This is a genomic window from Pseudomonas sp. TMW22091 (assembly GCF_022496705.1).
Taxonomy (GTDB): Bacteria; Pseudomonadota; Gammaproteobacteria; order Pseudomonadales; family Pseudomonadaceae; genus Aquipseudomonas; species Aquipseudomonas saxonica.
The window spans coordinates 142,950-163,323 of record NZ_SCFI01000006.1 but is presented as its reverse complement, the minus strand read 5'-3'; the positions used below and the strand labels follow the sequence as shown (position 1 = coordinate 163,323).

The 20,374-nt window shown below is 53.0% G+C and carries 24 protein-coding genes and 1 tRNA gene; 8 read left to right on the top strand and 17 right to left on the bottom strand.

What is annotated here, in order from left to right; genetic code table 11:
• Positions 1-78: 78 nt before the first annotated feature.
• Positions 79-1,083, top strand: a complete 1,005-nt coding sequence (rpoS, locus tag EQV93_RS13615) for an RNA polymerase sigma factor RpoS (protein WP_122781874.1) — start codon at positions 79-81, stop codon at positions 1,081-1,083.
• Between the two features lie 86 nt (positions 1,084-1,169).
• On the opposite strand, the gene EQV93_RS13610 is transcribed toward rpoS, so the two are convergent.
• From EQV93_RS13610 to EQV93_RS13595, 4 genes are all read right to left on the bottom strand, one after another.
• Complete coding sequence (locus EQV93_RS13610) at positions 1,170-1,421, bottom strand: DUF2790 domain-containing protein (RefSeq protein WP_336247126.1); 252 nt, start codon at positions 1,419-1,421, stop codon at positions 1,170-1,172.
• 737 nt (positions 1,422-2,158) lie between these two features.
• On the bottom strand, positions 2,159-3,208 hold the full coding sequence (locus EQV93_RS13605) for an alkene reductase (RefSeq protein ID WP_240891740.1): 1,050 nt from the start codon (positions 3,206-3,208) through the stop codon (positions 2,159-2,161).
• 20 nt (positions 3,209-3,228) lie between these two features.
• Positions 3,229-4,395, bottom strand: a complete 1,167-nt coding sequence (locus tag EQV93_RS13600) for an MFS transporter (protein ID WP_122781879.1) — start codon at positions 4,393-4,395, stop codon at positions 3,229-3,231.
• 11 nt (positions 4,396-4,406) lie between these two features.
• Positions 4,407-4,709, bottom strand: a complete 303-nt coding sequence (locus EQV93_RS13595) for an ArsR/SmtB family transcription factor (RefSeq protein ID WP_122781880.1) — start codon at positions 4,707-4,709, stop codon at positions 4,407-4,409.
• A gap of 155 nt (positions 4,710-4,864) precedes the next feature.
• Here EQV93_RS13595 and EQV93_RS13590 point away from each other — a divergent pair, with 155 nt between their 5' ends.
• Positions 4,865-5,479, top strand: a complete 615-nt coding sequence (locus tag EQV93_RS13590; RefSeq protein WP_240891739.1) for an acyl carrier protein phosphodiesterase — start codon at positions 4,865-4,867, stop codon at positions 5,477-5,479.
• On the opposite strand, the gene EQV93_RS13585 is transcribed toward EQV93_RS13590, so the two are convergent.
• Complete coding sequence (locus tag EQV93_RS13585; RefSeq protein WP_240891738.1) at positions 5,476-6,273, bottom strand: lysophospholipid acyltransferase family protein; 798 nt, start codon at positions 6,271-6,273, stop codon at positions 5,476-5,478. The two genes, EQV93_RS13590 and EQV93_RS13585, sit on opposite strands and share 4 nt — an antisense overlap.
• A complete protein-coding gene (gene olsB / locus EQV93_RS13580; RefSeq protein WP_146385254.1) occupies positions 6,273-7,028 on the bottom strand; it encodes an L-ornithine N(alpha)-acyltransferase in 756 nt (251 codons plus the stop codon). The genes EQV93_RS13585 and olsB overlap by 1 nt, the downstream gene beginning before the upstream one ends.
• Before the next feature lie 251 nt (positions 7,029-7,279).
• Between olsB and EQV93_RS13575 the strand changes: the two genes are divergently transcribed.
• The 4 genes from EQV93_RS13575 to EQV93_RS13560 all read left to right on the top strand — a co-directional run bounded on the left by EQV93_RS13575 (position 7,280) and on the right by EQV93_RS13560 (position 11,161).
• Positions 7,280-7,870 carry a YceI family protein gene (locus EQV93_RS13575; RefSeq protein WP_240891737.1) on the top strand — a complete coding sequence of 197 codons (591 nt, stop codon included), beginning with the start codon at positions 7,280-7,282 and terminating at the stop codon, positions 7,868-7,870.
• A gap of 1 nt (position 7,871) precedes the next feature.
• Positions 7,872-9,029 (top strand): phospholipase D-like domain-containing protein, encoded by a 1,158-nt coding sequence (locus EQV93_RS13570; RefSeq protein WP_240891736.1) that lies wholly within the window; start codon positions 7,872-7,874, stop codon positions 9,027-9,029.
• Positions 9,030-9,172: 143 nt separating this feature from the next.
• Positions 9,173-9,808 carry a LysE family translocator gene (locus EQV93_RS13565; RefSeq protein ID WP_240891735.1) on the top strand — a complete coding sequence of 212 codons (636 nt, stop codon included), beginning with the start codon at positions 9,173-9,175 and terminating at the stop codon, positions 9,806-9,808.
• A gap of 72 nt (positions 9,809-9,880) precedes the next feature.
• Positions 9,881-11,161: a diguanylate cyclase domain-containing protein gene (locus EQV93_RS13560; RefSeq protein ID WP_240891795.1), complete on the top strand. Its 1,281-nt coding sequence runs from the start codon at positions 9,881-9,883 to the stop codon at positions 11,159-11,161.
• Positions 11,162-11,249: 88 nt separating this feature from the next.
• On the opposite strand, the gene EQV93_RS13555 is transcribed toward EQV93_RS13560, so the two are convergent.
• The 3 genes from EQV93_RS13555 to EQV93_RS13545 all read right to left on the bottom strand — a co-directional run bounded on the left by EQV93_RS13555 (position 11,250) and on the right by EQV93_RS13545 (position 12,431).
• Positions 11,250-11,323, bottom strand: a tRNA-Gly gene (locus EQV93_RS13555).
• 160 nt (positions 11,324-11,483) lie between these two features.
• Positions 11,484-12,176 carry a pseudouridine synthase gene (locus EQV93_RS13550; protein ID WP_240891734.1) on the bottom strand — a complete coding sequence of 231 codons (693 nt, stop codon included), beginning with the start codon at positions 12,174-12,176 and terminating at the stop codon, positions 11,484-11,486.
• 33 nt (positions 12,177-12,209) lie between these two features.
• Complete coding sequence (locus tag EQV93_RS13545) at positions 12,210-12,431, bottom strand: cysteine-rich CWC family protein (protein ID WP_146385526.1); 222 nt, start codon at positions 12,429-12,431, stop codon at positions 12,210-12,212.
• Positions 12,432-12,662: 231 nt separating this feature from the next.
• Between EQV93_RS13545 and ung the strand changes: the two genes are divergently transcribed.
• Entirely contained in the window at positions 12,663-13,355 is a 693-nt protein-coding gene (gene ung, locus EQV93_RS13540; RefSeq protein ID WP_240891733.1) for a uracil-DNA glycosylase, read from the top strand.
• 461 nt (positions 13,356-13,816) lie between these two features.
• On the opposite strand, the gene EQV93_RS13535 is transcribed toward ung, so the two are convergent.
• Positions 13,817-14,092, bottom strand: a complete 276-nt coding sequence (locus EQV93_RS13535; protein WP_122781890.1) for an ogr/Delta-like zinc finger family protein — start codon at positions 14,090-14,092, stop codon at positions 13,817-13,819.
• A gap of 339 nt (positions 14,093-14,431) precedes the next feature.
• On the opposite strand from EQV93_RS13535, the gene EQV93_RS13530 reads away from it, so the two are divergent.
• Complete coding sequence (locus EQV93_RS13530; RefSeq protein WP_122781891.1) at positions 14,432-14,851, top strand: helix-turn-helix domain-containing protein; 420 nt, start codon at positions 14,432-14,434, stop codon at positions 14,849-14,851.
• A 1-nt stretch (position 14,852) separates the two neighbouring features.
• On the opposite strand, the gene EQV93_RS13525 is transcribed toward EQV93_RS13530, so the two are convergent.
• The 7 genes from EQV93_RS13525 to EQV93_RS13495 form a co-directional block, all read right to left on the bottom strand.
• The gene (locus EQV93_RS13525; protein ID WP_122781892.1) at positions 14,853-15,206 is read right to left on the bottom strand and encodes a putative holin; all 354 of its coding nucleotides are present in this window, start codon (positions 15,204-15,206) and stop codon (positions 14,853-14,855) included.
• Complete coding sequence (locus tag EQV93_RS13520; protein WP_146385247.1) at positions 15,196-15,606, bottom strand: head completion/stabilization protein; 411 nt, start codon at positions 15,604-15,606, stop codon at positions 15,196-15,198. Before EQV93_RS13520 ends, EQV93_RS13525 begins: the two co-directional genes overlap by 11 nt.
• Positions 15,607-15,640: 34 nt before the next feature.
• Positions 15,641-15,910: a response regulator transcription factor gene (locus tag EQV93_RS13515; protein ID WP_233609091.1), complete on the bottom strand. Its 270-nt coding sequence runs from the start codon at positions 15,908-15,910 to the stop codon at positions 15,641-15,643.
• A gap of 145 nt (positions 15,911-16,055) precedes the next feature.
• A complete protein-coding gene (locus EQV93_RS13510; RefSeq protein ID WP_146425218.1) occupies positions 16,056-17,090 on the bottom strand; it encodes an AbrB family transcriptional regulator in 1,035 nt (344 codons plus the stop codon).
• Complete coding sequence (locus tag EQV93_RS13505; protein ID WP_122781895.1) at positions 17,083-18,597, bottom strand: tripartite tricarboxylate transporter permease; 1,515 nt, start codon at positions 18,595-18,597, stop codon at positions 17,083-17,085. The genes EQV93_RS13510 and EQV93_RS13505 overlap by 8 nt, the downstream gene beginning before the upstream one ends.
• A 1-nt stretch (position 18,598) precedes the next feature.
• A complete protein-coding gene (locus tag EQV93_RS13500; RefSeq protein ID WP_122781896.1) occupies positions 18,599-19,057 on the bottom strand; it encodes a tripartite tricarboxylate transporter TctB family protein in 459 nt (152 codons plus the stop codon).
• A 58-nt stretch (positions 19,058-19,115) separates the two neighbouring features.
• Entirely contained in the window at positions 19,116-20,093 is a 978-nt protein-coding gene (locus EQV93_RS13495) for a Bug family tripartite tricarboxylate transporter substrate binding protein (protein ID WP_122781897.1), read from the bottom strand.
• Positions 20,094-20,374 lie beyond the last annotated feature (281 nt).

The window sequence follows — 20,374 nt, the reverse complement described above, 5'->3', positions numbered from 1 at the left end:
TAAGGAGCAGGTTCCAGCATTGCCAAGGATTAAGGCGGTGCTTGAGCTTGAGGTCGAACTCACCAAAGGACTATATCAATGGCTCTCAACAAAGAAGTGCCGGGGTTTGACATCGACGATGAGGTGCTCCTTATGGACGCCGACATCGATAACGACTTGATGTCAGAAGAAGACGATTCACCCCCTGCATCCCGCACCAAGTCTAAGAAAACTGTAGCAGCCAAACAGCACAAGTACATTGATTACACCCGGGCGCTTGATGCAACCCAGCTGTACCTCAATGAAATTGGCTTTTCGCCGCTGCTCTCTCCTGCAGAAGAAGTTCACTTTGCACGCTTGTCGCAAAGCGGAGACCCTGCCGGACGTAAGCGCATGATTGAAAGTAACTTGCGACTGGTGGTGAAAATTGCCCGGCGTTATGTCAATCGTGGCTTATCGCTGCTCGATCTGATTGAAGAGGGCAATCTGGGGCTGATTCGGGCTGTCGAAAAGTTTGATCCCGAACGAGGGTTTCGTTTTTCGACGTATGCAACGTGGTGGATCCGTCAAACAATTGAGCGGGCCATCATGAACCAGACCCGTACCATTCGTTTGCCCATCCATGTCGTCAAAGAGCTTAATGTCTACCTGCGAGCCGCTCGCGAACTGACACAAAAACTCGATCATGAACCTTCCCCTGAAGAAATCGCCAATCTGCTCGAAAAACCTGTCGCAGAGGTCAAGCGCATGCTTGGACTCAACGAGCGGGTATCGTCTGTTGACGTGTCTCTGGGGCCAGATTCCGATAAAACGCTGCTTGATACCCTTACCGATGACCGTCCTACAGATCCGTGTGATCTGCTGCAGGATGTTGACTTGTCGCAAAGTATTGATCAGTGGTTATCTGAACTGACCGACAAACAACGTGAAGTGGTGATTCGCCGCTTCGGTTTACGTGGCCATGAAAGCAGCACGCTGGAGGACGTTGGTCTTGAGATTGGCCTGACACGCGAGCGTGTACGCCAGATTCAGGTCGAGGGGCTTAAGCGTCTGCGAGAGATCCTTGAGCGCAATGGTCTTTCGAGTGAGTCGCTGTTTCAGTAATACCGGTTTTTGATATGACTTAAATGCCCTGGGCTGATGGCTCAGGGCATTTTTTTATGTTCGATAACCCTTGTTGGGACTCGGCTCTAGCTATTTGAGCAGCCGTTACCCATCGCACTGTATTGCATGGTGTGCTCTTGGCCCTGGTGGTCAAGGTAAGTCATTTGCAGGGAAACCACGCCGCAGACATCTTCAGGAACGGGATCCATGTGTACCACTTTGGCAATGTCCAGATTAGAGCTGTACGTGTATTGCTCTGCAGCGGGTTGATCGGCAAAGGCCATTTGGCTGCCCAGCACGACGAAAGAAGCGGCAACCAACGTTCTAAACAGTTTCATTATCTATGTCCCAACAGTGCAAACGAATGACGTCTTCAGTCGCAGGTAAATAGGCTGAAGGCACTACGAAACGTGGGTGGGTGGTTTGCTTGGACCCTGACAGGCTGGCGTTTCGTGGCTTTGTTTGGAAGCTGTACCCATTTTAGGCTCATGGCGTTTTGGATAAATCCCAAAGACTGGAAAGCAATGTTGGAGAAACAGTAACAATCCGGTGTGCAGGTTCAGGGCGTTCCTTTGTGATCTTTTAGCCGCTGGAGCTGGCATTCGTTCCGCGCGAGGCGGTGGAGGGTTATGGGTTAAACGGGCCTTTGCTGTCGTTGGTTGTAAGCCTTTGCTTACATCTGATGTAAGTGAAGCGCTTAAAAAACCGTCATAAACTTGTTGTCTCTGGATTTACTAATCTATCTCATTGATTTTAAACGGTTTTTATTTTATCAAAGTCGACAATAGGTAATAAGAACCTGTAACTGATGCGCTTGCGCCAATTTTTTAAAACTTTAATATCTCAACTGTGTCGACGGATTGATACGGCGCTCAAGGATGAACGTCAGAGGACATCGCAGGACGCGATTCATCAGGATGATGAGAAGGAAAAAAGGGACTAGGGAAAAAATGTGGGCGGGTCAAACCGCCCCTTTTTTTGCCAGAATTAAAGCAAAACGCCCAAGACTAATATCTTGGGCGTTTTGCGTTGCGCGGGTTTAAAGGCTGTCTGATTTCGCCTTTATGATGGCGCCTTACAGCGTTGGGTAGTCGATGTAGCCGACTGGGCCTTTGGCATAAAACGTTTCAGGGTGCGCCTCGTTGAGAGGAGCATCGGCCTTCAGGCGCGCAGGCAAGTCTGGGTTGGCGATAAAGGGTACACCGAACGCCACAGCGTCCGCTTTCCCCGCAGCTATCCAGGCATTTGCGCTTTCTTTGGTGAACTGCTCATTGATGATGTAAGGCCCGCCAAACGCAGCTTTAAGCTGTGGTCCGAGGCTGTCGGTGCCTTCTTTTTCACGCGAGCAAATAAATGCAATACCGCGCTTGCCCAATTCACTGGCCACATAGCTGAAGGTTTCAGCCAGATTGTCATCGCCCATGTCGTGCAAGTCGGCACGTGGCGAGAGGTGCACGCCAACCCGGCCTGCGCCCCAGACTTCAATGGCGGCATCGGTGACTTCCAGCAGCAGACGTGCGCGGTTTTCCAGGCTGCCGCCGTATTGGTCCGTACGCTTGTTGGTACTGCTTTGCAGGAACTGATCAAGCAAGTAGCCGTTGGCGCCATGAATTTCCACGCCGTCAAAACCTGCTGCCTTGGCGTTTTCGGAACCTGTGCGATAAGCCTCCACGATCTCGGCTATTTCGGCGGTTTCCAGCGCGCGCGGTACCGGGAAATCAGCCTTTGGGCGAACCAGGCTGACATGGCCCTTGGCTGCAATGGCGCTCGGTGCTACAGGAGCTTCCCCATTGAGATACATCGGGTGTGAGATCCGGCCTACGTGCCAGAGCTGCAACATAATGCGCCCGCCGGCAGCATGAATGGCCTTGGTGATGTTGGTCCAGCCGCGTACCTGATCGTCAGACCAGATGCCAGGCGTATCCGGGTAGCCGACGCCCATTGGCGTTACCGAAGTGGCCTCGCTGAGAATCAGCCCGGCAGATGCGCGTTGAACGTAATACTCCGCCATTAGCGCATTCGGGACGCGTCCTTCATCAGCGCGGCAGCGGGTTAATGGAGCCATGATGATGCGATTGGGCAGTTCAAGGTCGCCCAGCTTGATCGGATCGAAAATAGTCGTCATTTATACAGCCCTCTCAAGAGTCAATGTGTGGCAGTCGCCAGCTCGGGGTTGCCGGCCTGGCGAAATGTAATCAGTGTGATCAGCAGCGCGAGCACCGCCAGGGCAGCCGCTGCGAGTGGCACGCTGGTGAGGCCAAAGCCGTGGGCAATGACGCTGCCCCCAACCCAGGCACCCAGTGCGTTGCCAATGTTGAAAGCGCCAATGTTCAGGGTCGATACCAGGTTGGGCGCGGCTTTGCCGAAGGTCACAACGTTCACTTGCAGGGCAGGCACGGCAGCAAACGCTGCAGTGGCCCAGAGGAACAGCGTGATCTCAGTCGGGATCACGGCTACGGCGGTCCAGCTCAATGCAGTTGAAATGACTGCCATTGCGATAAATACGCCGATCAAGGTCGCAGCCAAACGCTTGTCTGCCAGTTTGCCGCCGATAATGTTACCCACCGTCAGGCCCAGGCCGATCAACAGCAACGTCCAGGTCACGCCTTTGGGCGACACCCCTGTCACATCGCCAAGCAAGGGGGCGACATAGGTGAACAGGGTGAACATCGACGCAGAAAACAACGCGGTCATACTCAACGACAGCCAGATGCCTGCGCCTTTTAGCGCTGCCAATTCAGCACGCATGTCGAGCTTCTCTTCGTCGCGTTTGGCAGGCAAAAAGCGGATCAGGCCGATTAGCGCTACAACACCAATAACGGTCACTGCAAAGAAAGTCGATCGCCAGCCCGCTGCTTGCCCCAGCGCAGTACCCAGCGGCACGCCCAGTACGTTGGCCAAGGTCAGGCCGGTAAACATCAATGCCACTGCCGAAGCGCGTTTGTTGGCGGGCACCAGGCCAGCAGCGACCACGGAGCCAATCCCGAAAAACGCACCGTGACACAGAGCAGTGACTACGCGGGCAAACATGAGCACGTTGTAATCACTGGCCAGTGCGCAGAGCAGGTTGCCAATGATGAAAATCACCATCAATGCAACAAGGGCGGCCTTGCGCGGCAGTTTTGCAGTTGCCAGCGCCATGAAGGGAGCACCGATAGCCACGCCCAACGCATAACCGGTTACCAGCCAGCCCGCTCCGGGAATAGAGACACCAAGATCAGCTGCGACATCGGGCAGCAAACCCATGATGACGAATTCCGTGGTGCCGATGGCAAAAGCGCTGAGCGCCAGAATAAGTAGCGAGAGGGGCATGAATATCCTTGTTAAAGCTCTTGGCTCAATGTGGCGAGAAACGCTTGAATGGTTTCTTCGTTACGTTTAAAAAAATGCCACTGACCTACCTTCTGGCTGCTGATCAGGCCAGCGCGCTGGAGGGTGGCCAGGTGGGCGGACACCGTGGATTGCGACAGGCCCAGGCATTGGTCGAACTGCCCGGCGCAGACACCGTGTTCGGTGCTGTGAAGCTGGTCCGGAAATTCGGTTTTAGGGTCTTTGAGTAAACGGATGATTTCTCGGCGTACTGGGTGTGCCAGCGCTTTTATTATTTCGTCGAGGTCGATCGGCATGGTGGCAGTGCTCAATGAAGTGCAGCGTTATATCGCGATGAGGCGAACTTTAAATCGTTATATCGCGATATACAAATATGAATTCGATCTGAGATCAGCTCGAATCGGTATATCGGGTTATAACGATATTGGAGTGGCAGTGCTAAACTGCGCGCATGAATTATCTCGCACATCTGCACCTCGGCGGCCAGCGGCCTGAAGAATTGCTCGGTAGTCTTTATGGCGACTTCGTCAAAGGCCGCTTGCAAGGTGAATACAGCCCAGTCATTGAATCAGCGATACAGCTGCACCGCAGCATCGATGTATTCACTGACGCCCATCCTTTAGTCGATCAATCCCTGTCTCGCTTTAGCCATACCCGCCGTCGCTATGCGGGCATTGTGCTGGATGTTTTTTTCGATCATTGCCTGGCGCGGGACTGGGCGTTCTACGCCGAGGTCCCATTAGAGCGTTTTACTTCAGGTTTTTACCGCGTGCTGGAGGCACAACCGCAATTGCCCAAACGCTTGGCTGCAATCGCGCCCCACATGGCTGCGCATGACTGGCTGGGTTCGTATCGGCAGTTTTCGGTTCTGGAGAGAGTGTTCAACGGGATTGCGCGGCGTCTGTCGAAGCCTGAGGAGCTGGCGGGGGCCATGCAGGATTTGCGGCTTCTGTATGAACCCCTCAGTGAGGATTTTCGAGCGTTTTATCCGCAATTGCAGGCGTTTGCCGCCTCTCAGCTGACCACCATAGGTGAGCCTGCAGGAAATGCAGGCTCTTCTTCTTAGGCGTTCTGAAGGCTGAGCCCATCATCCAGAGGCTCTTTAGAGGTCGTTGTCGATCCTGTTAAAGCCTGTTTTATGGCTTCCTGTGCCCTATGGGCGAGCACAGCTCGGGATTGGTGTTGGCTGTCGATCGGTTCAAGCAGATGGATTTCTACGCTGGCTTGACGGTGAGCACACAAGCGCAGCAGGTGTGACAGCAAATCGTCATCACCTATAAAGGGGGCAACCCGGTCATTCTCGCCATCGCGTAAATAGCGAATGGCGACGGGTTGTATGTGCACTTGGCTTTCAGTGGCTGCCGACAACAACCGACCATGAAATGTGCGCACTGAGTGCCCGTCGGTGGTGGTGCCTTCGGGGAACATCAGCAGGGGCAGCTGTTGTTGCAGATGGCGCTTCATCTGATCGCGTATGTGATGACTCTCGCCCGCACCTCTGCGAATAAAAAGGCTCCCGGCCTTGGCTGCCAGCCAGCCTGCTACAGGCCATGAACGCACTTCTGCCTTGGATAGAAAAGACACTGGCGTCAGTTGCCCGAGCAGCGCAATGTCGGTCCACGATACGTGGTTGCTGACCCATAGCATGGGGGTTGCTGGCAGTTCGCCCACTACCGTGATGCGAAAGGGCAGGGCATTGCTCAGGCGAGCCATAAAGAACTGTGACCATCGTTGCCGCAGCGCCGGCGTCTTGCTCGGCCGCACATGCGCCAGCAGCCCAAAGATGCAAACCATGCCCAATCCCAACATTACAACGCCCAGAACCCGTGCGAGCCGAGTGTATTGACGCAGGCGGTTCATTACATCGCCGCCTTGAAGTGACGCGCGTAACGCGGGCACAGCTCGTCACGTTTGAGCAGAATAAATACATCGGCGACCTGAAAGTCTTCATCCCAGCAGGGCTCGCCGCAAATCTTTGCGCCCAGACGCATGTAGGCTTTGAGTAAGGGCGGCATTTCGGTGATCACGTTGGCCGGTATATCCAGTGGCGGCAACGGCTTTTTCGGCTGTGCGTGCAAATGCTCGGTGCATAAATACCGCTCTCGCAGTCGTTGCATGATGGCCTGGGCCTGCATGCCGCCGTCTTGCATCGGGATGCTTGCGCAGCCCATCAGGTAGCGATAGTCACCTTGATTGAGGACTTCAGCCAGTTCCCCCCAGAGCACGGCGATAGTGCCACCATTACGGTAAGCAGGATCGACACAGGTTCGACCAATCTCAAGCACCGGTCCTTTTAAGTGAGCAAGACCGTTAAGGTTGAACTCTTGCTCACTGTAAAAGTTGCCCACCCTCTGTGCTGCTTCATGATCCAGCAAGCGAGTGGTGGCGACCAATTGGCCGCTATTGAGGTCGCGAACACCGATGTGGGCGCAATGAGCGTCGTAAGTGTCGATGTCCAACCCAGGCACGGCACTTTTGAGGGCTGCCTTCAGTTCCCCACTGAATACACGAAAGCGCAGGGCTTGAGCTTCACGCACAGCGTTGCAGGTGGTCAGGCGTTCTGCCTGCAAGCGTCGTTCTGGGGACGTGGCGCGAATACGGGCGATCTGAGACATTGCGAATCTCCGTGCAGGCTTTTTGCCCGCTTTGGGTTTCTGCCAATCGACTGAGGTGTGCAACTTCAAGCTAGGCAGGCGCAATGTCATCAGCATGACGCTGAGATGACGCTTGTATGACAGAGGTTACGCAAACACGTGCAGGTTGAACTGTGGGTATGCGTTAGCGTCATAGGGCAGTGTTAGAAAATTCTGCCCATACTGTGATCTCAGGGTAATGTTCGCCCACGTTTAACTGCCGATGAGTTTTTATGTTTAAAACGCTCCTATCTTCTATGTATGCCTTGTTGCTGACGCTCGGGGTGAGCCTGTCGGCTCAAGCCAGTTGGTACCTTGACGGAGAGTCGTCGCGGCTGTCTTTCATTACGACGCAGAATGCGAACGTCTCCAATCTTCATCGTTTTCTGGTGTTGCACGGCAAAGTAGAGCGCAATGGCCGTGCGCAATTGCGTATCGAAATGGATTCAGTCAATAGCGCAGTGCCTTTGCGCGATGAGCGCATGCGCGACGTGTTATTTGATTTCAAGCACTTCCCGGAAGCGCAGGTCACCACCCAGATTGATTTGCAGCCTATTAATGATTTGGCCAACGGGGCACAACTGGAGTTGCATCTTCCTGTTACGGTCAGCTTGCGAGGCAAACAACACACCTATGAAGCCCAATTGCTGGCTACCCGTCTCGATGAGCGCCGCTTTCAAGTGGTGACCCTTGAGCCGTTGATGCTTCAGGCTGAAGATTTTGGTTTGCAACCAGAGCTTGAGGCGTTGCGCAAAATAGCGGGTTTGTCGGCCATCAGTTTTTCGGTACCGGTGGGTGCGGTACTGATCTTTACGGCGCGCTGACATGGCGGGCGCAGTGTTCCCGTGGCGTGGTGCCAATCAATTTGATTTGCTGATTGACGGGTCTGAATTTTTCCCTCGAATGTTGGCTGCTATAGATCAGGCGCAAGCCCATGTTGATCTGGAGCTGTATCTGGTTGAGGCAGGTCGTTGCGCAGAAGCCATTGTTCAGGCGCTGGAGCAGGCCGCCCGGCGTGAAGTGAAAGTGCGCTGCTTGTTTGATGGCTATGGTTGCCTGGCATTTACCATGGGGCTGCGTCGTCGCTTGACGGATGCAGGCGTAGAACTGCGTTTTTACAATCCCCTGAGCTGGCGCCGAGGGGTAAACAACCTCTATCGCGATCATCGCAAGTTGTTGCTGGTAGACCAGAAGTTGGCGGTGGTCGGTGGCACGGGCGTTACGGATGAATTCTGGCAGCCTGACGACAACAGATGCGAGTGGCATGAGGTAATGGTTGCGATTAAGGGCCCCTTGGTTCAAGACTGGCAGATGCTGTTCGATCGTCAATGGCGCGCCAATATAAGTCGTAAGGCGTGGCGGCCAGCCACTCACTTTGGCTTGCCGCGTTTGCCGAGCGCACCTCGGGAGCGCGAGGGCATGGGGCGTGTGGCCTATGCCGATGCGCATCAACACCGCGATATCCTGCACTCGCTGATACAAGCGATCAACGGTGCAAAGGAGCGCATCTGGTTGGCGACCCCGTATTTTCTGCCTACATGGGGCGTGCGCCGCTCTCTGCGGCGTGCAGCCAGTCGAGGGGTGGATGTGCGGCTGTTATTGACCGGTCCACGCACTGATCATCCGTCTGTACGTTATGCGGGGCACCGGTATTACCCTCGGCTACTTAAGTCAGGCGTACAAATATTCGAATATCAGCCGTGTTTTTTGCATCTGAAGATGGTCCTGGTCGACGACTGGGTCAGTCTGGGCTCTTGCAATTTTGACCATTGGAATTTGCGCTTCAACCTTGAGGCCAATCTTGAAGCACTCGATCCTGTGTTGACGCAGGCCGTGGTCGTCAGTTTTGTGAACGATTTTAGTCAAAGCCAGCCAATCAGTTTGCAAGCCTGGCAAAGAAGGCCGCTGTGGGGGCGCGTCAAACAGCGAATTTGGGGGTGGGTGGATCGTCTGGTGGTGAATATTCTGGGTCGTCGACAATAAGCCTTAAGTGTTCTGGCTTCTTTTTAGGCATCAACGCAGACATTTGCTCAACATGCGGTTACATAGTTTGGCAGAACGTGCAAAATCGAGCGCACCTTGCAAGCGCTGGAGAGTGGCAGGGATGATCTCAAGGAGCATTTTGCATGACTGCATCGCTATTAATCGCTGTACTGGCATCTGGCTTTATTTATGGCATCACTCCGGGGCCTGGAGTGTTGGCGGTCTTTGGTATTGGAGCCGCTCGCGGGCGGCGTGCCGGAGCCGGTTTTTTATGCGGGCATTTGCTGGGCGATGTGTTGTGGTGCAGTACCGCATTGATTGCCATCGTGGGCGCGCGTGAATTTGGCAGTACCACTTTCAATGTGCTTGGCTTAATCAGTGGGCTTTATCTGTTTTGGTTAGGGCTGCGTGCAGTGCGTGCTCAACACAGCAGTGGCGGCCAGCAAGGACCGTCTCGTCAACCCTTTGCCCACGGCGTGGTCTTTGGCCTGACCAACCCTAAAGCCTATCCGGTTGCAGTGGCTACGTTTACTGCGCTGCTTTCCAGTCGAGCACAACTTTTGACTTGGGATATGTTGCCGTGGCTCATTGCGTTGAGTTTTGTGGGCGGCGCGGCTGCTTACCTGATTTTGATCGGTGTTGTAGGTGCGGGGCACGTCCGTGCGGTGTATCAGCGCCATGAGGTACTGATTACCCGGTTGTGCGGGGTTATGTTTATCGGTTTTGCTATCAGTGCGTTGATGCATGCTTTGCCCGGCTTGCTGTACGCGCTTCGGTGAAACGGCGACTCGTTTGTGGCTCGTTTTAGGCTGAAAGTTAACAATGTAAAATCTTGAGGCGCCAGGTTGGCTATGGACTTAAAAGGATATCTGTCTCAAGTCAGTTTTATTGACCTGTTACTCGATGCTATATGCGTGGTCGACCGTAATGGTCGCTTTGTATATGTCAGTGCTGCTTGCGAGCGTATTTTCGGTTACGAGCAAGATGAACTGATTGGTCAGCCCGTCATGGCGCTTGTACATCCAGCTGATCGTGCTCGTACTTTGCAGGCTGCCGCTGAGATCATGGCCGGCGAACCCAAGTTTAACTTTGAAAACCGATATGTGCGCAAGGATGGTCGTGTGGTGCATATTTCGTGGTCTGCACGCTGGTCGCAGACCTATCAGTTGCGTGTGGCCGTGGCTCGCGACATAACAGAGCGAAAGAATGCCGAGTTGCGCCAGCAGGCTATTTTTGCGATCTCAGAAGCTGCTCACGGGGCCGAAGATTTGCTTGAGTTGTTCAAGTGCGTCCATATGCTCATCGGGCAGTGGCTCCCGGCCTTGAACTTTTCAGTAGCACTCTGTGATCAGGATCAGGGCACGGTAAGTTTTCCTTATCACATTGATGATCATGAGCACCTGCAACTCACTGAAGTCCGTGTGTTAAGTGAGGAAGTCATCCGCAGTGGCCAGGCCGTGTTGCGCTGCGGCGAAGCCTCCAGTTCGTGGTTGTGTGTGCCGCTGGTTACCCCCAGTGGCATTATTGGGGCATTGGTAGTCAAAAGCTCCTTGGGAGATGAACGCTACAGTGAATCCCATAAAGAGCTTTTGCAGTTCGTATCGACCCAGGTGGCAGCCGCGATTGAGCGAAAACAGCTCATTAACAGGCTGCAGTTTTTGGCTCAATACGATGCATTGACTCAGTTGCCTAACCGAGAGTTTTTTTATGAGCGCCTGAAGAGTGCGCTAGCCCGAGCACAGAGGGAACAGGCGTGCTTGGCGGTACTTTTTATCGATCTGGATCACTTCAAGGCCGTCAATGATAACTATGGGCATGCTATCGGTGATGCGTTATTGCAGCAGATTGCCCAGCGTTTGAAGCAGAGCGTACGTGAAAGTGACACGGTGGCAAGGATGAGTGGCGATGAGTTTGTTTTGATACTGGAAAGCCTCAGGCAGCCTGAAGACGCGTCGATTGTCGCCGAGAAAATACGCCAAAATCTTAGTCAGCCATTACTGATTGAAGGGCAAACACTCAGTATATTCCCCAGTATTGGGTTCGCGGTGTATCCCGATCATGGAGAGCAATTCCGGCAGCTGTTGTGTCATGCAGACACGGCGATGTACAGGGATAAAAAGCTGAGGCGTTGAGCAGGCGGGAGTGGCAATGGATGCCGGAGGTTGAATGTTGCAGATGCCCACCACTAAAGGTTTCTTAGGGGTAAAAGCCATAAAGAAGTGGAGCGGGTAGAGGGAATCGAACCCTCAACTAAAGCTTGGGAAGCTTTCGTTTTGCCACTAAACTATACCCGCTTGAAGCGGCTGACTTTGTACCAGAAGTCAGAGCATATGAGAAGTTTTTATTCTGGTAATGAGTCATTTACAGCCATTTCGAGAGCGTCGGCTCGAACATCGACTTTATCAAATTGACCACAGAGCAGGAGGCTCTCTCCTGGAGCAGCCCTCATTGGGTTTAAAACTGTGCGATTTCTTCAGCGGTGAGTGCCCGGTATTGCCCAGGTGCCAGTCGGCTGTCCAGTACCAATGGGCCTATGCTTTCACGGTGCAGATGAACGACTTTGTTATTGAAAAAACCAAACATGCGTTTGACCTGATGATAGCGACCCTCAACGATGCTCAAACGAGCACTGTGCGGCGTCAGCAATTGGAGCTGTGCGGGCAGGGTTGTTAGATCTTCAAAAGCGAAATAGACGCCCTCGTAGAACTTTGCAATGTATTCGACACCTATAGGCTGCTCGGTCTCGACGTAGTACACCTTGGGCATTTTGGTGTCGGGTTGGGTCAGGCGTCGCGACCAGTGTCCGTCGTTGGTAATCAGCATCAATCCACTGGTATTAAAATCCAGGCGGCCAGCGATATGCAGCTCTTGCTTGTCAGGTTCATTGAGCAAATCAAGAACGGTTGGATGCTCAGGGTCTTGAGTAGCACTGACACAGCCGGGCGGCTTATGCAGCATGAAGTAACGCGCAGACTTGCCAGCTTGCAAGATTTGCCCGTCGTACTCGATACAACAGAAAGGTCTGATGTCATGGTGTGGATCGCTAACGATCCGCCCATCGACCTTGATACGTTGTTCAGCAAGTGCCAACCGAGCTTGTGCACGGTTGAATTGGGGCAAGTTGCTCAGAAAGCGGTCTACACGCATAGCGATCAATCATTTGAGATTCAAGCGAGTATCTTACGCGAGGCCTTGAGGGGGCGCAGACGGTAATTGCCTTTGTACATCTGCGCAGCGCGGGCAGAGGCAGGTGACGTTTAGCTGCTCGACTGGCAGCGCTTTCAGGCGTTCCGGATTTATGCTGACGTTGAAGCACCAGCAAGGGTGAGCAGCCAGGTCGGGACTTGCCAGTGCGCAATCATTTCGCGCCCCGCATACGGGGCAAAGGGAGGGGGATATCATGGCAGTCAGTCCGGTGGTCAGTTCGCAGGCGTGAGTTTTATTGTATGCGTCGTGTGCCGCGTGTGAGTCAATATCTTTGAAATCAGGCAGGTTGATCAGGCGGCGGCATGAATGCATTGGCACGCAGGGGCGATGACTAATGTGCTCATTCATAGTCATTTCCGTACAGATCAATTGACAAGCGTGTTGAGCTTTTTTAGTGTCCGCTCCATTGATTCTCAGGGTGTACCCATGACGTCGGATGACCGTATAAAACTTGAGCCAGTCTGGAAACAGGCTTTGCGTGATGAATTTGAAAAGCCTTATATGGGCTTGTTGCGCGAGTTTTTGCGTCAAGAGCATGCAGCGGGAAAAGAAATTTATCCCCCGGGGCCGCTTATTTTCAATGCGCTTAATTTGACGCCTCTGGATGACGTCAAAGTAGTCATTCTTGGGCAGGATCCCTATCACGGTCCAGGCCAGGCGCACGGGCTGTGTTTTTCAGTTCCACCGGGTGTTCCAGTACCGCCTTCGTTGGTCAATATTTATAAAGAGCTCAAGCGTGATCTGAATATCGATATTGCCCCTCATGGTTGCTTGCAACACTGGGCAACGCAGGGGGTTTTATTGCTCAATACGACGATGACGGTAGAGCGCGCCAATGCCGCTTCCCACGCTAAAAAAGGCTGGGAACACTTTACGGATCAAATTATTAAGGTCGTAAGTGAGCATCAGAAAAAGTTGGTCTTTTTGCTATGGGGCGCCCATGCACAAAGCAAACAGAAACTGATAGATGCGACCAAGCATCTGGTGCTCACGTCAGTGCATCCATCGCCGCTTTCCGCGTATCGCGGGTTTATAGGGAATGGACACTTTAGTCGAACTAACAAGTTTCTTGAGCAGAATGGTTTGACCCCTATCGACTGGAAACTACCCGTCGATTAAGTGTGAGTTGTCATCGGCATGCGTGGTGTGCAGGGTAAGCCAAAGGCCTTGGTTTTTTGCACACCAGGTAAGACTGCCTGGTGTGAGGTGGGAACGTTATTTAAGTTAAACGAGTCGCAGTCGACAATTATCCAGAGTGTCTATCAGGTTTTCTGCAATAACAGCAACTGGGACGGCCCACGTCATACTGCTGCAAGGATCAGTGATAACTGCAAGCGTATCGCTACTGGCGCTTAAGTCCAGGCGTTGTCGCTCATGGACGATTTTCAAATCACTGTAGGCAAGGCTGGTCAGTTTCTGCGCAACGGAACGGCTAATTCCATAACTTGAGCTCAAATAATTAACCGTGTTGCAAAAAAGTACCTGGTCGTTTCCTATGTGTCGAACGTGGTGGCGCTGTAAGAACGCAAGCGCAGATTGTTGGATATGTTCATATCTATTAATGTCTGAATGGCTATATGTCATAACCTCACCCCTGCGGCTTCTTCGACAGGTTGTGTGGAGGGCAGTGCAGCCTGGCGCAGTTCCCTGTTAACGCAGGGAAGATGAACATTGGGGTTTGGCATGCCACTGGGAGAGAGCTCATGGGTCATTTCAAACTCGGCCCTGACAGACCAGCCACAGGCTTCTGTGGTGCATTGTAAATAGGCCACGCGTAAGAAAATATGCCGACCCTCGCTCGTGCGAATACGCATTTTGCTTAGGCAGTGCGGACAAACCATTTTGTAGGTACTCATGATTGACTCCAATTGAACTAGCGTTGAGTGCTTATTTAAATAAGCAAATTAATTTCAAAAAAAGACCAATCCGTTGATCCTGCCTCGGTTCAGGTGTATTAGGTTTAGACGCGCTTTACGTGATAAGTACGCCGTTTTGACTTTTCGTGTAAGGAAAATGGTAATGGCTTAGGGTATTCTTCGCGTATTTTGAGATTATTGGATGTTTCCCAGGTTTGTATTTTCTTTTCGGCTTTTTTATCGTTGACGTATCAAGTTGCATATCGACGGTCTTAAAACTATTCATTAAGCGTAAATTCTGCCGAAAAACTCAGTAAAGTCAAATTGGAATAATTCAAAGTGAGTAACAAAAAATCTATTGAAATACTCGAAAGATTGAAAAAAATAATTCAGGTGAAGACCGATGTTGGTCTTTCTGAAGCCCTTGGCGTAAGCCCCCAGACACTTAGTAGCTGGAAAGGGCGAGACAGCATTCCCTACTCCATATGCATAGACTTAGCCCGGGAGCGTGGTGTATCTCTTGATTGGTTATTGGCCGGACGAGGCGATATGTTCTTGTCATTACATTCTGACCCTCTCAGTGCCACCCATACCCTCGCGGCTCATGAACAAAAGATGTTGGTGATGTTTCGCGTTCTAGAGGCTTCGGATCAGCGCAATATTTATAAGCTTGTTGAGGATAAGCGTCACCTTCAGGAGTTAACCAATCGCGTTGAGGAGTTGTCTGCGCGCTTAGAGATTTTAATAAGTCACGCGTAACTTATTTGGGGCCCTTGAAGCGACGCAAGATATCTGATATGTCGGTTACGATCACCCATTTCATTATTTTTATGCTGATGGGTATAACGACCAACGCGCAAAAAAAAGCGGTAGCACCTGCCGAAAAACCCGTCAGGTGTGGCAGCACAACAGGTGTAAATAAATAACCGACACAGGCGCTCAGAAGAAATGACCCGAGTTGCTGCCAAGCCTTCATGCCTCGACGGGTACCTGCCGCCACCCAGGCTCCCAGGCAGGCTCCAAATATCACTTCGTTATCGATAATGGTGACGAAAATGCTCAGTGTTGCATCAAGTAACCAGTGATGAGTGAGGTCGACTATTTCAATCGTCATAATGTCGCGCCTCACCCGTTGAAAGGCTTTTTTCTCTAAACGGGTCAGGCGGGCAAGGTCGTCCGCACTCTGCCACTCTTACCAACTGGTAGAGTTCGCTGGCCGTGGCTGTTTCAATGGCATTGAAATAATGGGTGACGAGTATTGAGCAATTATTGACGGTGGGTGCAGGTACGTCATTTAAATGCCGGTAGCCCTGTTGGCGTAATTTGAAACGCCAGGTGGCCAGCAGTCGATGAATTTTTGAAGTGGCACCCATCATTGCTACTTTAAGCCGCGCCTCACTAATAGTTGAGCTTAATGTAAGTACTCGCCGTAACTCTGCCACATCAATGGCTGGCCAGAACGTATCATCATCGAGGTAGTGAGAGGAGGGCGTGACAGCTGTATGTAGGGTCATGGCAATGTCCGTTGGCTACGTTTGCAAGTCCCGGTCAGGGCAGTAGAGGCATGCCGTATTTAATGGCCTTTAGTACGGCAGCATGGCGTGACGTAACGCCAAATTTGACCCGCAAGTTGGCAATGTGGAAGTTGATCGTTGTTTCAGATCTATTCAATATGATTGCCATTTCAGCACTGGTTTTACCCAGGGCGCACCAGCCAAGTATTTCTTGTTCTTTTTGAGTGAGCCTTGGCATTAATGGTTGAGAGGAGTGGGCTATAGGCGTGCTGCCAGACTCTTTTGGGTGTGAGAAGTATTTCATATGTATCCTTTGCTTCAGCCGTTGTGTAGAGCATGAAAGCTCTGGAGCTTTAAAAATAATCGCTCTTATGGCGCGTCAACAACGAAGCAAGGTTGTAGGAACGGCATTCACATTTTGAGAATTTTCCTACAGGTAAGTGGCGGGGTTATCGGGAGTCGGCTCGCACCCAGTATTTAAATAAGGGCTCTGCCAGAAACAACACGAAGAGCAAGCGCATGACCTGCAAGGCTGTGACCAAAGGAACTGAAAGTTGCAGCATTTCTGCAGTCAGGCTCATTTCAGCAATGCCACCCGGCATCATGCCGAGTGTCATGGAGCGCAAATCCAGTTGGGTCAGGCTGCTTAAACCGACTGCGCACAGACCCGCTATCAGCATAGTCATCGCGGTGCCCAATAAAGTACGGCCTATGAACGAAGGTGCCCGACGGAAAAAAGCCCTGTTGAAGTGGCAGCCCAGTCCACTGCCTATCAGCCACTGGGCCATTTGGCTGCTGCCCTCGGGCAGGCCGATATGTAAATCCAACGCAATGCTGACACTGGCGCTGACCAAAAGCGGGCCGAATAACCAAGGATTGGGTTGGTGCAAGCGCTGCCATATCCAGGCCATGAGCGCGCCCGCTGGAAACAACAGGGCTAGCCAGTAGACATTGACCGGTGCGCTTTGCAGAGCAGGGACTCCGTCACCGAGCAAGTACTTGAAAGCCGCTGGAATGCAGAGCACAACCGTCAGCACTCGCAAGCTCTGCCCTGCGGCGACACGGCTTAATACGGCGCCATTGCGCGCACCGAGATTGACCATTTCACCTGAGCCACCGGGCATGCTGGAGAAGAATGCAGTTGCACGGTCTTCACCACTTCGGCGCATCAGCCACACACTTATAAGGCTCGACGCGCTTGTAAGCAGCGCGCCGATAAAGATCAGCCCAAAATGCGCCAGCACTTGCTCCATGACCACCGGAGTGAAGTGCAGGCCAATAGCAATGCCGACAATCCATTGTCCGCATTTACGCCCGCCTGGAATCTCCTCCAATTGCCAGGGCGTCAGGCAACGTACGAGGATGATGGCAAGCAAGGAGCCAACCATCCAGGGCAATGGCCAGCCGATCAGACTGGCGAGATAGCCGCCCGCCAGTCCTGTCAGGGGCGTCCCCCACCAGCGCTTGAGCCCGTATTCAGGCATGGGTCAACGCACGACGTTGCTTGCTGCGTTTACGCCAGATACGGATCAAAGGCATCAACAGCATGATGATGGTCAGCGCCCAGACGCCCATGGTGATAGGGCTGGCCCACAGGATTTCCAGCGCACCGTTGGATATGGACAATGCCCGGCGCAGGTTCTGTTCCATCAAACCACCCAGAATAAAGCCCAACAGTACGGGCGAAAGAGGGAAGTCGAGTTTGCGCAGGATGTATCCAAAGATGCCAATACCGATCATCAGGAACAGATCGAAGGTGGTGGCGTGTACGGCATAGACGCCAATGGCCGTGATGATCGCAATCACCGGAACCAGCGCCCAATTGGGGACGGACAGGATACGGGTGAATATGCGAATCATCGGGATGTTGAGGATCACCAGCATAATATTGGCAACGAACAATGACGCGATCAGGCCCCATACGATGTCGGGTTGCTGTTGAAATAACAGCGGGCCGGGAGTGATGTTGTACAGCGACAGGGCGCCAATCATCACCGCCGTAGTACCTGACCCTGGGACACCTAGCGTCAGCATGGGCACCAACGCACCGCAGGCCGAAGCGCCAATGGCGGTTTCGGGGGCGGCCAGGCCGCGCATGTCGCCTTGACCAAAAGTGCCTGATGCCCCGGCCAGACGTTTTTCAGTCATGTAAGCCACGGCACTTGCCAGGGTTGCTCCTGCGCCCGGCAGTACACCCATGATGAACCCGAGCAAACCGCAACGGATATTCACGACAAAGACTGAAGACGCTTCCTTGAAGTTGAACAGCATGCGGCCTGACGCTTTTACGGCTTCCTGACCGCGATGGGTTTTTTCCAGCAGCAACAGAATTTCACTGATCGAAAACAACCCCAGTACCAGCACGACAAACTGGATGCCATCAGTTAAATGGATATTGTCCCCTGTAAAACGGTAGACGCCGCTGTTCGCATCTATTCCCACTGCCGACAAGAACAAGCCGATCAAGGCGGCGATAAAGGTTTTGAGTGGACGATCTCCTGCCATGCCGCCTAAGCACACAATGGCAAATACCATGAGTACGAAATATTCTGCCGGGCCGAAGGCTATCGCCCATTTGGCCAGCAGGGGAGCAAAGAGCACCATGCCGCAGGTAGCAATAAAGGCGCCAATGAATGAGCTCCAGGCTGAAAGTGAAAGCGCCACACCTGCCAACCCTTTGCGGGCCATCGGATAACCGTCGAGGGTGGTCATCACAGTCGATGCTTCGCCGGGTATGTTCAGCAAGATTGAACTGATACGCCCGCCGTATTCGCACCCCAGATACACGGCAGCCAGCAAAATAAGGGCGGACTCGGGGGGTAAGCCCAGGGCAAATGCGATTGGAATCAACAGCGCGACGCCGTTGATTGGCCCAAGTCCGGGCAGTAAGCCGACAACGGTGCCAATTAACGTGCCGCATAGAGCGGTAATCAGGTTGTAAGGACTGAGCGCGACCCCGAAGCCTTGACCTAAATAGCTGAACGTATCCATATCAGTTCTCCAGAATGTCGAGCACACCCAGCGGCAGGTGAACTTCCATTGCTTTATCAAACAGCAGATAGAGGCCAATACTGACCAAGCTGATTATCACGATGCTGGATAACCAGCGGCCGCCATACAGGCGTGCCATCGGGATGCCGATCAATAGGCTGCTGAGGATAAAACCCAGGGGTTCGAAGGTGCCGGCAAACACCAGCAGCAGTAAGACGCACAGAGCAATCTTGGTCAGGGTTTGGCGATCGAGTTTTGGGTCTTCTTCGCTATGCACCACAGGAGATGGTCGCAAGATCATGTAGATCAAACCCACTCCCATCAGGGCAAGCATCAGTAAGGGGAAGGCCCGAGGCCCGACAGGTTCGTAAGAAAAGGCGGCCTGATAGGGCCATGCCATCGCTGCCAGTCCCGCGCAGACGAGCAGCAGCGCCGCAGCAAAAATGCGTTGTAAGAGCATGGTGCACTCCAGGGCTGCGCCGCATTGAAAAAAGGGCGCAGCCTGCGATCAGCGAAGGTTACTGAATCAGGCCAAATTCTTTGGCCAGCGTTTTGTAATCTGCGACCTGTTTCTTTATGTAGGTATCCAGCTCGGGGCCGGTCATGGCAAAGGGAAACAGTTCGCGCTGATCGCGCAGTTTGGCGAAGTCTTCGGAGGCCAACAGGGTGTCGAAAGAGGCTTTCCACCACGCGTAGTCTTCATCGCTGACTTTTGGGCCGAGATAGAAGCCGCGGACCACCGGCCATACGATGTCGTAGCCTTGTTCTTTGGCTGTTGGAATGTCTTTCATGTCCGGCTCATCCAGACGGTCCTGCGAGAACACCGCCAAGATGCGCATGTCACCGCTCTGGATATGGGGCATGGAGTCGGAGATGTCAGTGCTGCCTACCTGAATGTGGCCCCCTAGCAACGCAGTGGCAATTTCGCCGCCACCTTCAAGTGCTACATAGCGCAAGTCGCGAGGGTTGATACCGGCTGCTTTGGCGATCAATGCCGTTTGCATCCAGTCTTGACTGCCCACGGTGCCGCCGGAACCTATCACTACTTTGCCCGGGTCTTTTTTAAGGGCTTGAACCAGATCGTCGAGGTTTTTGTAGGGGGAGTCGCTTTTAACTGCGATGGCTCCGTAGCTTGTGCCGATGGCTGCAAGCCAACGTACGGCGTTTTCATCGAAGCGACCGAACTTGCCTTGTGCAAGGTTCAGCAGAGAACCGCTGGACCACGCCACGAGCGTGCCCGCATCGCCTGGGCGTTGCGCAACGACGGCGTTATAGGCCACCGCGCCAACGCCTCCGGGCATGTACGTCACACGCATCGGTTTGCTCAACAATTTTTCATTGACCAGGGCGCTTTGCGCCAATTTGCAGGTCAAGTCAAAACCACCGCCTGGTGAGGCCGGGGCGATGCATTCCGGGCGTTTAGGTTCAGCCATTAATTGGCCAGCGAGCAGCATGCAGCTGGCAGCAAGAGCTACAGAGCGCAGTGAAAGATTCATGTTGTCTCCACAGGAGTTGTTATTTTTAGGTGGGCAAAGAGGGTACTGGTCGGCCAAAACGCTGGCGTCAGGGATCGCTCATTCAAGAGAGCAAGGTCAGGGCGATATCAGCGATAGAGCGATAGGGGCAAAGGTATGGGCGCGCAATACGGGCTTTAACATATGAGGTGCTCCGTTATTATTCTTATTCGTCGAAAACGCTTCGAGGCGTTTTTCTGGTCGCAACAGTGACAGGGTGTGAAATTGTGACTGTTGGTTTCTTGATCCTATTCCCCCAACCT